The following is a 13,296-nucleotide window of genomic DNA, read 5'->3' as shown; positions in this document are numbered from 1 at the left end:
CCTTACATTTTTATATTGTTAATAATAATTACTTTATCGAAAAGAATGATAGACTATTGAACCAAATTCTTGAATATCTTTGATGTAATCAAATCCTTCTGATGATCCAAAGCTGTTAAATCCTCGAACTGCAACAATATTTTCTTCAGGAATTACCAATAATGCAACACTTGTGTAACCTAGTAATTGAAAACTGCCTACAGGTAATATTGGGCTTAACTCTGTAATCCCTTCTCTTTGTTGAGGCTGAACAAACCAGAAAAATCCATTAGTTGGCGAGTACTTCGGTTTAGAATTAGGCGATTGAATTGTCGTTGACAGCAGTATGATTTCCTCAGGTATAAATTGTTTTCCATCTATTTTCCCCTTATCCAGATGAATTTGTCCCCACTTAGCTAGCTCTTTTAATGAACTATACATATTCATTTTGCTGCCATCACATACATCACTTTCATACCAAAACGGATTATCATTATGTATTACTTCTATTTGCTGTTCAAATTTTTCACTGAACCAATTTGTTTCTGTAAAAGATAATTTCTGAAATACTTGCTCATCTAGAATTTCTGAAATAGTTTTTCCAGTAACTTTAAAAATGACTTTGGCAAGTAGTTCTACATTGATATCTCGATAAGCCCAGTTATAGCCAGCTTTGAATTCCTTAATTACTTTTTCATTTTGCCTACGTAAACCATGCGTATGTGTTAGTAGATGTCTGATTGATACATCCTCAAAGTTTTTTTCATGTTCTAAATAATCACTTAGTTTATCATCTATCGAGGCAATGTAGTTATGATAAATCGCATATGCTACAGCAAATCCAACATAGGCCTTACGAACAGAAGCAAGATGAAAAAGAGTATGTGGTCCCACCTTCTTTGCTTCTTTTTGTTGCCCTTGTACACCAAAATATTCTTCTAGTACGGTTTGACCATGTTTATTAATAATAACTCCGCCACCTGTACAATCTAATTCTGAGAAGGTTTTCTTTACTTGTGTAAGTATAGTTTGTAGCTTCATCTAAATACCCCTTTTACGAACACCCTCCCTATGACAACTAATCTTATGTCTACTCTAGTAAATGTTCCTGCTACCATTGTACATCAAATGGAAAATAATTCTAGGGTGTTTCATTATTGGATCATCGACATAACGCATGGGGTTGATTTCCGGTCCGACGCCGATAAGCTGCTCGGGGCAATAGGAGGTTGGTCACGAAGTCGTTATCACAGGACGTGAACTGGCTTGCTCCATGGCCTCATCTGTGATCCCCAAGGAATCGCCTAGTTTTAACAAATGTCATCCTTATCTTTTGGGGAGTTAAATTCAGGAACCTTTCATTTCCAAAATCGTTGTTATTTGTTAATAGGAGGGGTCGTATGGATACTCGATTTACTTATAAGCATTTCGTAAATGAAAATACGTTTTCACTTCTTAATCCGATTTTTGAAGCTACCTTACTTTTTGCTGTATTACTACTCATTATTGTGATTATAAAAAAAGTATCTATTTGGGTTTGTTTACTTTTTGCAAGTCTCTCAGTCATTGTCACAGGTCAGCTTCTTTGGTTTAGTGGTATTATTGCTGATGAGCTAAATATTGAAGGAAGTACCAAGGGCTTTTTTTGTTTTGTCGTGATGCTTTTAATTCATTGTGCAGCTATTTGGATTTCTTTAATGAAATCTTCTAAACGCGAAAAAATACCGCAGTACTCAGAGGAGATTTAACCCACTGAGTATTGCGGTATTTATTAATTATAGCGCTTTTACCTTCGCTACAACATTTTCTACTGTGAATCCGTATTTTTCCATTACTAATTCACCTGGTGCAGAAGCGCCGAACTTGTCGATTGCAAGAACGTCTCCTTCAAAACCAGTGTATTTATGCCAGCCGAATGATGCGCCCATTTCGATTGCCAGACGTTTTGTCACAGCTTTTGGAAGAACAGATTCTTTGTAAGCTGCGTCTTGTTTTTCGAAGCGATCCATAGATGGCATTGAAACAACTGCCACATCCATGCCTTCAGCTTTTAGTGCTTTTTGTGCTTCAACTGCAAGTGAAACCTCAGAGCCTGTTGCAATTAAAATGGCATCGGCCACTTCTTTTGTAGCAGGAGACACTGTGTAAGCACCTTTTGTAACACCTTCACGTACTGTATCAATAGATGCGTCAAGTACAGGTAAGTTTTGACGAGATAATACTAATACAGTTGGTGTTTTTTCAGATGCTACTGCAAGCTCCCATGCAACTGCTGATTCATTTGCATCAGCTGGACGAACAACAGATAAATTAGGCATTGCACGTAAAGATGAAAGGTGTTCGATTGGTTCATGCGTCGGACCATCTTCCCCTACAGCAATTGAGTCATGTGTAAATACATAAGTAACAGGAAGACCCATTAATGCAGAAAGACGTACAGCTGGACGAACATAGTCAGAGAATACGAAGAATGTACCACCGAATACGTTAAGACCACCGTGAAGTGCCATACCGTTCATAGCTGCACCCATAGCAAATTCACGTACGCCGAACCAAATATTACGGCCAGCATAATCGTCTGCAGAGAAATCTCCAGCGTCTTTCATCGTAGTTTTATTTGAGCCAGCAAGGTCAGCTGAACCACCGAAGAATGATGGCGTTTTCTTCGCAATGGCATTGATTGCATCTCCAGAAGAAGAACGAGTTGCTACTGATTTACCTGCTTCATATACTGGTAATTCTGAAGCGAAATTCTCTGGTAATTGACCATTCATTGCGTTTTCAAATTGCACTGCTAATTCTGGGAACTCTTGCTTATATGCTTCAAACTTAGCATTCCAAGCTTCTTCAGGTTGTGCCCCTTGAACTTCAGCAGCTGCTGCGAACGTATCATATGCTTCAGCAGGAATTTGGAATGGCTCGTGCGCCCATTCATAAGCTGCTTTTGTTAAAACGACCTCATCTTGACCAAGTGGTGCACCGTGAGAAGCAGCTTTACCTGATTTGTTTGGTGAACCAAAACCGATAACAGTTTTCACTTCGATAAGTGTTGGTTTGCCAGTTGAATTTTTAGCTTCTTCGATAGCTTCGTTAATTTCTTCAACATCCGTACCATCAGCAACTTTTAAATAGTTCCAGCCATAAGATTCAAAACGCTTTTGGACATTTTCTGAGAATGATTTTTCTAAATCACCATCTAAAGAAATATCGTTTGAATCGTATAAAACGATTAACTTTTCAAGTTTTAAGTGACCTGCTAAAGAGATAGCTTCAGCTGCTACACCTTCCATTAAATCGCCATCGCCACAAAGTGCAAATGTATAGTGATCAACGATGTCATGTCCTGGTTTATTGTAAGTAGCTGCTAAATGGCGTTCAGCCATTGCCATACCAACTGTCATAGCAATACCTTGACCTAAAGGACCTGTTGTTGCCTCTACCCCAACAGTATGACCATATTCAGGATGTCCTGGAGTTAATGAATCCCATTGACGGAAGTTTTGAATTTCTTCCATTGGTAAGCCGTAGCCACCAAGATGAAGTAGGCTGTATAGAAGCATAGAGCCATGACCTGCAGAAAGTACAAAACGATCGCGGTTATACCATTTTGGATTCGCCGGATTATGGCGAAGTTGTTTTGTCCAAAGCGTATAAGCCATTGGCGCTGCCCCCATTGGTAAACCTGGGTGACCTGAGTTTGCTTTTTCAATTGCATCGATTGACAAAGTTCGGATAGCATTAATCGCTAGTTGATCCGCATGTTGAGTCATTATGTTGTGACATCCTTTCTCGTCCTATATATTGTTCTTCTACAGTTTAGTCAACATTGCTTCAGAAAACAATGCTTTTGTTATACTATTTCCCTTTTGTAACATACTTTATAGAAATGAGTCATATTAATTTAGAAATTTATTTTTTTTCGCTTGTCTTACTTTGTCTGGTGTAACATCATTTCCTTCAGCATCCACCACTTTTACGTTTTCAATTGTATCACGCATCGTTGATCTAAATGTATCTAGATATTCCTTGCGAAGCGCTGTTTGTTCCTTTGCTTCTGCCTCTGTTAAAGTACCACTTTTAGCCTTAGCAGAAAGTTCATTGATACGGTTAATTTTTTCTTTTGATAACATAGTTACACACCTTTCAATACATATCTTAATGAATATGGTATGCAAAGTATAGCATGAATTCCCTTTAAATGCAGTTATACCAACCTTTCTAGCATCATTTTATTCTTTAGGAGGTATAGCAAGACAATGAATGAAAAAAGTTTTTGGGGTTATGTGGGGCTACTAAAAATAAGGCGAGTGTCTGAACAGGAATGGACAGGGCAATAGTTAATATCCAAAAAGGAAGGGAATAGACTCCCTTCCTTTTTATTAGTGAACAACCTTTTTACTGATTAGCTTAGTACTACCAAAAGCAATTAACAATGCTAATAAAGATATAATAAGTGGCGGAATAAAGCTTGTATTTACAAACATCACTTCTGAAGATAAAGCGGAAGCCTCTTCCCATGGTATGCTAGGCGTATAAAACATTGTTAATAGCATACCTGATAGCACTTCCAATACTACAATCGCTATAGTGAAAACCCCTACAAATAATAAGTATTTTTTCAAATTAATCCCTCCCTAATAAATACTACGACCTCAGTTTAAATAAGTTTCACTATTTTCTATTGATCTCACTGTTATTCAATAATTTGGAATTTCACTTGAATCAAAGACCAATAAAATCAGGCAAGAATTCGATAATTTTCTACATTGCCTACTGACCTCACCTTAGGGAACTCTGAAAAGACTTACAATTTATCAATAATATAATTACTTTAGTTTACTATCCCATTTTCCAGAAACAGCAGATAACATTAGCCATGGTTCAATAACCATATTAATTAAAATATGAGCTACGATTGGTGCAAATGTACTTCTTCCAGCCATAATATAAAGCATTGCGAGAAGACTTCCTAAAATTGTGGTACTTATAATTGCAGGGAACGCAAACTTCCAATCCCCTCTCATAAGTACCCATACACTGTGAGCAATTCCAAAGAGTATCCCTGAAGTTAGTATTTGCGTTACGGCTGAAGCTCCAATAGTTAATAAGTATTCCATAAGTAAATGTCTAAAAACAACTTCTTCTACTATCCCTGCCACAATAGCAGCCCATATTCCAATTACTTTGAGCCAAGAAATTGTAAATAAATGTGCTTTTACAAAAGGTAATGCAATGATTGTATAAGCAATGTATCCCATTATAATAAAAAGCGTAAAAATCCAAATAAATATATTCGAAAATACATCTGTCCTAAAGCCAACTCCATTTTCAATAAAACCTTCAGGATTATTAAAAAACCAAAAAATTATACTAGCTGTGAGCATCGTTGAAATACTTACTAATATCCAACTAGTTTTATTTCTTTCACTTGAAGTAGTTAATTCATTCATAATAGCCCTAGCCTCCTAGTCATGAACTGGCCGAACACTCATTTCTTCAAAAAATTCATGTGCCAATTTTGTTTAGACCTCTATTTCATTTGCAGTGCATCTTACCTGGACTCAATATAACGAACGAAATATATGCCAACAATACGTTTGGAGTAACATGTTGTTATGTTTGTGTAAAATGCCTTTTTCAAAGAATGATCTGCATTTTCCAAAATGCTGTATATGCTATAATTTTTTTGAGAGGTGATAAAGCTGAAAATAGAGGTAAAAATAGATGCAGAGTATGAAGAGCCACATGTAACAATTTGTACAGCTAAACTTACTCCTACGATACAAGCTGCTATTTCTTTATTACAACAAGAGCAAGAAAAACAAATTTTAACAGGGATAGCAAATAATAAAACATATATCATTGATCCAAATTCAATTATTGTTATTCGAACGGAAGGAAGAGAATTAGCTTTATATGATGAAGATAATAATCGTCTCATATTGAATAAACCTTTATATGAATTAGAGCGACAATTAGGGAATAATTTTATACGGATTTCTAAATCTGCAATTATAAATCTAACAAAAGTTAAAAATATCGAAGCTTCATTTAACGGAACAATGGAAATTGAGCTAGTTTTAGGAATTAAAGAAATTATTTCTCGTAATTATCGAAGGCAATTTAAAAAGCGTTTGGGGGTTTAAGGTAGATGCATTTTTTTAAAAATGTAGCGTTTGGTGTAAGTATGGGCTGTACAGTTTTTGTTTTTATTAATCTTTTTGGTTCTTGGATTTTTGGAGATATTTTTTTAGAAGCTATTACAGCTGATTTTATACAACAGGCTCTAGGTTCAATTATTGTGGGGCTTGCTTGCGTATTACCCTCATATATTTATCAAGTAGAACGTTTAACGTTTTTACTACAAACAGCCATCCATTTTGCAATTTCTATAAGTACTTTTATTGTTGTTGCGCTATCTTTACATTGGCTTCCAACATCATCTATAGCAATAACTATGTTAATGCTATTCTTTAGCGTTTTGCTATTTACTCTTATTTGGCTGTTATTTTATTTATATAACCAATCGGAAGTGAAAAAGATGAATAAAAAGATTGATGAGTTAATAAATAAGAATAATACTCTATAATTAATGTGAAATTTCATTACTTGGGGGAAATGAAATGTTTATCAAAACAAAAAGACTTTTAATAAGAGAATTTGAAGTTCAAGATTGGCAAGCTGTCTATAAATATACTTCAAATCCAAATGTGATGAAGTATATTCCAGAGGGCGTTTTTAATGAGCAGCTAGCAAAAAAGTTTGTTTCAGAAAATAGCGGTGAACAAGCAAAATACTTCCCTGTTATTTTACTAAGCGAAAACATTGTTATTGGTCATATTGTTTTCCATCAGTATTTTGGTGACCATACATATGAAATTGGTTGGGTATTGAATCCGAACTATTACAATAATGGATATGCCTCTGAAGCAGCAAGAGCTGTACTGGACTACGGATTTAAAGAAATGAAACTTCATAGAATTATTGCAACTTGCCAGCCGGAAAATATCCCTTCCTATAAAGTGATGGAGAAAATCGGCATGAGACGCGAGGGTTATTTTTAAAAATGCATCCCACACAAAGATGAGTGGTGGAATGAATTTTACTATGCTGTCTTAGATGAGGAATGGGTATAAGATACTTTCATTATTCTGCTATGTCGAGTTCTAAATCTTCGTTTTAAAATAGATGGGAGAATTATATGAAAAAGACCGCTATATTATTGTATCCACAATTTAGTGAATATGAATTGAGTGTGGCATTATCTATATTAATGCAAGGAAATAAACCCGTTATAACTGTTGGGTTAAACAATGAAAAAATTAAAGGGGAATCTGGGTTATCTTGTATAGCCGATACACAAATAAGTGAAGTTAATCTTGACGAAATCGATAGCTTGTTGCTACCAGGATGTATGGATATAGCTTTACTAATAAATGAGCAAAAATTAATTGATTTTATTGGTAATGCGAATGCCAAAGGAGCAATCATTGCAAGTATCTCTAGCTCTCCATCTCTTTTAGCGAAAGCTGGAGTATTAAAAAACAAAAAGTATACTGTTGGATTGCCGCCAGAAGGTATAAGAAAATTAGACTTCTTCGATCTTAATCATTTCTCTGAAGACCTAGTTGTACAAGATGGAAACATAATAACTGCAAGAGGTAGAGGTTTTATACAATTTGGTATCACTGTGGGTAAAGCCCTCCATCTCTCTTTTGATGAAAATTGGTACCGAGGATAACGAAATAACACTAATCGATATGAAAGCTTACTACAGTAAAAGATGACAAATTGTTTTTCAAACATTATAGAGAATTTGAGCAAGAGAGGTAGAAATCGCTACTTCTCTTATTTCATTCCCAAAATGTCCAATCTATTGGACATTTATTGATTTGTTTTTTATAATAGTGTCAATTACTTTTGACAAAAGAGGGATAAATCTGAAAAACATTATAAAAGCTTTAAGAAAAAAATTAGGAATGACTCAAGAGGCCCTAGCAAGGGAGTGTGGCGTTGTAAGACAAACCATTAATTGTATCGAGAATGATAAGTATGACCCTACTCTTGAATTAGCCTTTAAAATTGCTAAAGCTCTAAATAGAAAAGTAGATGAGGTGTTTATATATGAGTAAGTTCCGTTCAGCGTATATGATAACAATGAAAGATTTCGTTAAAGAGAGTGCTGCAATATTACGTAAGAATACTCAAGAGGTTACGTTACCTGTATCAGAAGATGATAAAGATAGTTTATTATGCATGCTTCAATACTTGAGAAATAGCCAAGATCCGGATCTTTCCAAAAAACACAAATTGCGTCCTGGATCAGGGTTATCGGCTAATCAAATTGGTCTAAATAAACGAATGTTTGCTGCATTTTTTCAAGATGGAGATAAAAGTCATGAATATATGTTCATTAATCCAAAAATCATTAGTCACTCTTTAAACATGATTTATTTACCTGAGGGGGAAGGATGTCTTTCAGTTAATAGAAGAGTTAGTGGATTTGTTCCAAGATATGAAAGAATTAAAGTCAAAGCATATGATATACATGGGCAAGAAGCCATTTTTCAATTTAATGGATACGGTTCAATCTTAATGCAACATGAAATAGATCATTTAAATGGGATCATGTTTTATGACAGAATAAATAAAGAAAATCCATTCAAACTACCAGACAATGTTACTATTGAAAGTTTGTATTAATTTAATACTTTTAGGATAGATGGAATTTAGTTATTTATTGTATCCGTCATTTTTATGGTGGAACCCATCTCTACAGTTCATCTATCCTTTACTTCGGTGGTTGTATCCGTCACTTCGATGATTCTATCCATCACTTCTTGGTCCTTCACCTCCATCTAGAGTCTTTAAAAATTAAAAAATCAGCGGGACGACATACTCCCACTGATTAAAACGTCACTTAATTTGTTCGATTCCCTCTTGATGTTCCCTAAATCTCCTATGTACAGTAGCTTTGCTTACATCAAAGCCTAGACCTCTAAGTGTCACGGCGATTTCCTCAAAGGTGAAGCCTCGATTACGTAGCTTCACAATTTCTTCTACAGGTACATCCTTACGTTCTTGACCATTAGGATTTCCTCGATTAGATAAATTGTTTTCAGGACGATAGCCATTTTCAACGGCACGACGCATGCCACGACGTATTTTAGCATTATGGATTCTGCGCTGGTACTCCTCTACGATCGCTAAAATTTCTAGAAGCATCGTATCCATTTCATTTAATTGTACAGGCCCCGCGTCTCGCATAGAAAAAACATCAGTTTCAGTTTTTTGCAATAAATGCAATACTGCCATTCTAGCATTTCCACGTCCTAAGCGTGTTTCATCCTGTACAAATAATGCTTTAATTTCTTTTTCTTTAATGAAATCGAGCATTTCAAGTAAGCCTTCTCGTTCTACATCATAGCCACTATGCTTGTCTTTAAAAACGCTCTTCACTTCATAGCCCTGCTCTTTAGCATAGCGCATTAACTCCTCCTGCTGACGCTCAAGCGAGGAACTTTGTGTCTCTTTTTCTGTACTCACACGGCAATAGACAACAGCCGTTTGTTCTTTATTTATCATTGTTCATTTCTCGCAATTTCAATAGAATTTATGGGATTGGGATGGTCACCCACTACTGGAATCACTAGGGGTTTACCTGCAATAATGTTAACGTTCGATAATTCATTTTCGGCCTTCACAAGTTTAATCCAATCATCCTTTTTCATTTTACCACGGTATTGTTCAGCTAACGACCATAAGCTATCACCATGTTCGATTTCAATTTCTGTGTAACTAACATCGCCTGGATCTGTTATAAAAAGGTATGCTGCAAATAGTAGACAAGCCCCTAATAAAATTGTAATATGTGGATTTTTCTTTAACCAGTTCATAATCATAACCCCTTTTTAAGAATGTTTGTTCGGAATATATGTTCTTATAATAGTACGAACAAACGTTTTTGTCAAACACTTTTCGAACCTATGTTTGCGTAAGTGTTCGCATTCTGTTATACTACTAATAAGTAGAATGATTAGAAAAAAGAGGTGAGCAATCATGAAAAAAGTTTCGAAAAGACAAGAGGCCATATTAGAGTTCATCAAAGAAGAAGTGCGCACAAAGGGGTATCCACCATCTGTACGTGAGATTGGTGAAGCAGTTGGACTTGCTTCAAGCTCAACAGTTCATGGACATTTAGCTCGTTTAGAGCAAAAGGGCTTTATTCGTCGAGATCCAACTAAACCACGCGCTATTGAAATTCTAGAGCCAGAGGATTCTATTCAAAAGCAACATGTTATACATGTCCCACTTGTTGGGAAGGTTACAGCAGGTTCTCCAATAACTGCTGTTGAAAATATCGATGAATATTTCCCACTACCAGATACTTATGGTACAAGTGAAGATCAATTATTTATGCTAGAAATTATGGGTGAATCAATGATTGAAGCTGGCATCTTAGACGGAGATTTAGTCATTGTTAAACAAAAAGCAACGGCTGATAATGGTGATATTGTCGTAGCAATGACTGAAGAGGATGAAGCAACTGTAAAGCGTTTCTTCAAGGAAAAAAATCATTTTCGTTTACAGCCTGAAAACGCAACAATGGAGCCAATTATCGTAGACCAAGTTTCTATTTTGGGGCAAGTTGTTGGCCTCTATCGCCGTGTACACTAAAAGTATCTTAATAATAAAGTATAAAAAGAGGATATTATGTTCGCATATACCTCTTTTTCTTATGAGTTCCATTTTATATTCGAACAAAGTTAAAAAAAGAATCCATTTTAACATGGATTCCCTACACGCTAGCAATGTATTCAGTTAAATTAAAACATTGAATTAGCAATTTCAAGCAAATCATACACCGTGAAATCTTGTGGTATTTCACTTTCTATCCTAATTGAATACTTTAAACTGTCATGAAGAAAAATCAGTTCGTTCCGCAGATACAATGCTTTTATACCATTCTTTAAGGTGTAAATATTTTCACCCTTGGCTGCCTCTAAATCCTCTTCTCCCGGCTCGATTTTCACCTGTAACAATCCATGTAATTTTACATTTCGATACCTTATTAGAAGAGTATCTTTGTTTATATTTCCTTCTACATGCGTAATGTCAAACGGAAATTTGGATGCAGTCAGGATATTCGCTTTATGCTTGTTCGAATATTCCTTTATCATTTTCGATTCATTCATAAATGGGTTGGACCCGTCGTAAATAACACGAATATCTGTTATTTTTTCTTGATTAGATGTTATTTCCCATATAAAAGCTATTCTTTCAGGCATATCTTCTCCATCGTCAAAATAAGCCAATGATACTCTCACATTAGCTTTAAGTGAAGGCAAACCCGAAACCCTTCTAATTGGAGTCTCTTCCCTTATCTCAGGAAGTTTAACATTTGAAGATAAATAAGTCCTCGCCTGTTTTTCATCTTTTTTCATCAATGCCATCGTAAAATTGCTTACTACATCATTACCATATGGTCCTGCCTTTACATGTTGAATCGATAAAAATAACAGCATGAAGATCTGCAATACCAACACTATTTTTTTCATGTTCATCACCAGGGTTATCTTTCCCTCGATAATAAATTCTATGCTTCTACCTTGAACATCAAACTAGCCTTTACAAATGCAGTAAATAATTTCTTCGATACTTCATCACCTGCCATTGCTTGCTCTTCAGGATGCCACTGTACTGCTAGACAAAATGGTAAATCTTCATGTACCACCGCTTCAACGATACCATCACTTGATTTTGCTGCCACTTTCAACTTTTCTGCTACTACATTTACAGCCTGATGATGAAATGAATTCACAGCAATTTTCTCTTCCTCTATAATCGTCCTTAATAATGTATCAGGTGTTAGACTAACATAATGTGTAGCAACGCCTCGAGCTGCCTGTTGCAAGTGCTTAATTAGTTTACTACTATGATATTCACTCTCCATATCTTGATATAACGTGCCTCCCAGCGCCACATTTAGCATTTGAATCCCTCGGCATATACCAAAAATCGGCATTTTCCGAATATAGGCCGCTTCAATTAAGGCAAGCTCCACTGAATCCCGTTCTGGATGAACCTTCCCTAATTTTGGTGTAGGTTCGGCACCAAAAAGGAATGGATGTACATCATAGCCACCCGATAGTAATAATCCATCCGTCAACGATAAAATTTGTACTACATCCTCTTCCACTCCAAGTGGAATTATAAGTGGAATACCACCAGCTTCAATGACACTTTTGCTGTAGGCCTCATTTAATCTTGAGGACAAATCATCCTCCACAAAGGCCGTTATACCGATAACTGGTTTCACCTTATCCCCTCCATGATTCCACAAAATTTATCCCGCATTAACGGACAGTAATTTATCTGTACCGAAAGCGTAGCGTCAGGTACAAGATCCCCACCTCAAAATTTAGCGAAAGCAAAGTAGTTAGGTGAAAGGTTAACTGCCCGTAAAAGCCCGATTGGTGAGTGGAGATGAAGAAAATCCCCACTAACTTACCAAAATCCAAGATACCAATTAATCAACGCATCCCCATAGAAATAGACAATAATAGCTGCTAGAGCAATAGATGGTCCAAAAGGTACAGGCGTTTTTCTTCCCTGCCCACGTACCTTTAACACAACTATCCCAACAATCATGCCAATCACCGATGCTAAAAATAGCGTCAGAAGTGCATGTATTGCGCCAAGTACGAGACCAAGTAAAAAGAATAATTTAATATCGCCTCCACCCATCCCCCCTCTTGATAGGACAGCTATACAATATAATATGCCAAAGCCTACGATGGCACCCACTATACTGTCCCACCACGGAGACAAAGGCGATACTACACGCCCAATAACTAGCAATGGCAAAAAGAATAGAAGTACTTTATCAGGAATAAGCATATACGCAAAATCTGATACGACAACAATAACTAATAATGAAATCAATAATAGGGCGACGAAAAATTCTACGCTAAAGCCTAATTTCCAATAAGCAAAAGCAAATAATACACCTGTTATAAGTTCCATCAATGGATAAATCCAAGAAATCTTTTGTCCACAGCTACGGCATTTCCCACCTAAAAATAAATAAGACAAAACGGGCACCAGATCAAGCGCTGTTAACTGCCTCTGACAATTAGTACAATGCGAAGGTGGACGTACAATGGACTCCTTCAAAGGTACACGTAAGCCAACTACATTAAAAAAGGAGCCAAGAACGAGCCCAAATAATAAAACTGTAATTGTATAAGCAATTTCCATTTTTATGTCCTCCTATACTAATAGACGCCCATACATTTTAAGTATGCGCGCCAATCA

At 36.0% G+C, this 13,296-nt stretch carries 17 protein-coding genes and 1 pseudogene; 8 read left to right on the top strand and 10 right to left on the bottom strand.

The features are described from left to right. Positions 1 to 33: 33 nt before the first annotated feature. Positions 34 to 1,020 carry a serine hydrolase domain-containing protein gene (locus FJQ98_RS06960; protein ID WP_053594355.1) on the bottom strand — a complete coding sequence of 329 codons (987 nt, stop codon included), beginning with the start codon at positions 1,018 to 1,020 and terminating at the stop codon, positions 34 to 36. 359 nt (positions 1,021 to 1,379) lie between these two features. Between FJQ98_RS06960 and FJQ98_RS06955 the strand changes: the two genes are divergently transcribed. Beyond that, positions 1,380 to 1,727 carry a hypothetical protein gene (locus tag FJQ98_RS06955; protein WP_053594354.1) on the top strand — a complete coding sequence of 116 codons (348 nt, stop codon included), beginning with the start codon at positions 1,380 to 1,382 and terminating at the stop codon, positions 1,725 to 1,727. A 27-nt stretch (positions 1,728 to 1,754) separates the two neighbouring features. On the opposite strand, the gene tkt is transcribed toward FJQ98_RS06955, so the two are convergent. The 4 genes from tkt to FJQ98_RS06935 all read right to left on the bottom strand — a co-directional run bounded on the left by tkt (position 1,755) and on the right by FJQ98_RS06935 (position 5,429). After that, entirely contained in the window at positions 1,755 to 3,749 is a 1,995-nt protein-coding gene (gene tkt, locus FJQ98_RS06950; protein WP_053594353.1) for a transketolase, read from the bottom strand. 126 nt (positions 3,750 to 3,875) lie between these two features. After that, a complete protein-coding gene (locus FJQ98_RS06945) occupies positions 3,876 to 4,109 on the bottom strand; it encodes a DUF896 domain-containing protein (protein WP_053594352.1) in 234 nt (77 codons plus the stop codon). Positions 4,110 to 4,358: 249 nt separating this feature from the next. Beyond that, positions 4,359 to 4,601: a hypothetical protein gene (locus FJQ98_RS06940; RefSeq protein WP_053594351.1), complete on the bottom strand. Its 243-nt coding sequence runs from the start codon at positions 4,599 to 4,601 to the stop codon at positions 4,359 to 4,361. 204 nt (positions 4,602 to 4,805) lie between these two features. Then, a complete protein-coding gene (locus FJQ98_RS06935) occupies positions 4,806 to 5,429 on the bottom strand; it encodes a CPBP family intramembrane glutamic endopeptidase (protein ID WP_053594350.1) in 624 nt (207 codons plus the stop codon). Positions 5,430 to 5,672: 243 nt separating this feature from the next. Between FJQ98_RS06935 and FJQ98_RS06930 the strand changes: the two genes are divergently transcribed. The 6 genes and pseudogenes from FJQ98_RS06930 to def all read left to right on the top strand — a co-directional run bounded on the left by FJQ98_RS06930 (position 5,673) and on the right by def (position 8,682). After that, the gene (locus tag FJQ98_RS06930) at positions 5,673 to 6,125 is read left to right on the top strand and encodes a LytTR family DNA-binding domain-containing protein (RefSeq protein WP_241774543.1); all 453 of its coding nucleotides are present in this window, start codon (positions 5,673 to 5,675) and stop codon (positions 6,123 to 6,125) included. Positions 6,126 to 6,130: 5 nt separating this feature from the next. Next, complete coding sequence (locus FJQ98_RS06925; protein ID WP_075807220.1) at positions 6,131 to 6,568, top strand: DUF3021 domain-containing protein; 438 nt, start codon at positions 6,131 to 6,133, stop codon at positions 6,566 to 6,568. 34 nt (positions 6,569 to 6,602) lie between these two features. Then, positions 6,603 to 7,115: pseudogene (locus FJQ98_RS06920) on the top strand (GNAT family N-acetyltransferase). Between the two features lie 65 nt (positions 7,116 to 7,180). Then, the gene (locus tag FJQ98_RS06915; RefSeq protein WP_053594348.1) at positions 7,181 to 7,720 is read left to right on the top strand and encodes a DJ-1/PfpI family protein; all 540 of its coding nucleotides are present in this window, start codon (positions 7,181 to 7,183) and stop codon (positions 7,718 to 7,720) included. Between the two features lie 199 nt (positions 7,721 to 7,919). Continuing rightward, a complete protein-coding gene (locus tag FJQ98_RS06910) occupies positions 7,920 to 8,111 on the top strand; it encodes a helix-turn-helix transcriptional regulator (protein WP_053594565.1) in 192 nt (63 codons plus the stop codon). Continuing rightward, positions 8,104 to 8,682 (top strand): peptide deformylase, encoded by a 579-nt coding sequence (gene def / locus FJQ98_RS06905; protein WP_053594347.1) that lies wholly within the window; start codon positions 8,104 to 8,106, stop codon positions 8,680 to 8,682. Before FJQ98_RS06910 ends, def begins: the two co-directional genes overlap by 8 nt. A gap of 213 nt (positions 8,683 to 8,895) precedes the next feature. Here def and FJQ98_RS06900 read toward each other — a convergent pair whose 3' ends face one another. Together FJQ98_RS06900 and yneA are read right to left on the bottom strand one after the other, a co-directional pair. After that, entirely contained in the window at positions 8,896 to 9,564 is a 669-nt protein-coding gene (locus tag FJQ98_RS06900) for a YneB family resolvase-like protein (RefSeq protein WP_053594346.1), read from the bottom strand. Beyond that, positions 9,561 to 9,875: a cell division suppressor protein YneA gene (gene yneA / locus FJQ98_RS06895; protein ID WP_053594345.1), complete on the bottom strand. Its 315-nt coding sequence runs from the start codon at positions 9,873 to 9,875 to the stop codon at positions 9,561 to 9,563. The genes FJQ98_RS06900 and yneA overlap by 4 nt, the downstream gene beginning before the upstream one ends. Before the next feature lie 163 nt (positions 9,876 to 10,038). Here yneA and lexA point away from each other — a divergent pair, with 163 nt between their 5' ends. Then, on the top strand, positions 10,039 to 10,656 hold the full coding sequence (gene lexA, locus FJQ98_RS06890) for a transcriptional repressor LexA (protein WP_053594344.1): 618 nt from the start codon (positions 10,039 to 10,041) through the stop codon (positions 10,654 to 10,656). A 149-nt stretch (positions 10,657 to 10,805) separates the two neighbouring features. On the opposite strand, the gene FJQ98_RS06885 is transcribed toward lexA, so the two are convergent. The 3 genes from FJQ98_RS06885 to FJQ98_RS06875 all read right to left on the bottom strand — a co-directional run bounded on the left by FJQ98_RS06885 (position 10,806) and on the right by FJQ98_RS06875 (position 13,239). Then, the gene (locus FJQ98_RS06885) at positions 10,806 to 11,537 is read right to left on the bottom strand and encodes a hypothetical protein (protein WP_053594343.1); all 732 of its coding nucleotides are present in this window, start codon (positions 11,535 to 11,537) and stop codon (positions 10,806 to 10,808) included. A gap of 38 nt (positions 11,538 to 11,575) precedes the next feature. Next, entirely contained in the window at positions 11,576 to 12,298 is a 723-nt protein-coding gene (locus FJQ98_RS06880) for a gamma-glutamyl-gamma-aminobutyrate hydrolase family protein (RefSeq protein ID WP_053594342.1), read from the bottom strand. A 188-nt stretch (positions 12,299 to 12,486) separates the two neighbouring features. After that, complete coding sequence (locus FJQ98_RS06875; RefSeq protein ID WP_053594341.1) at positions 12,487 to 13,239, bottom strand: prepilin peptidase; 753 nt, start codon at positions 13,237 to 13,239, stop codon at positions 12,487 to 12,489. Positions 13,240 to 13,296: the final 57 nt, after the last annotated feature.

Origin of the sequence: Lysinibacillus agricola (assembly GCF_016638705.1) — a bacterium.
Taxonomy (GTDB): Bacteria; Bacillota; Bacilli; order Bacillales_A; family Planococcaceae; genus Lysinibacillus; species Lysinibacillus agricola.
The sequence above is the reverse complement of the archived record's forward strand: the minus strand, read 5'-3'. Positions and strand labels throughout refer to the sequence as shown.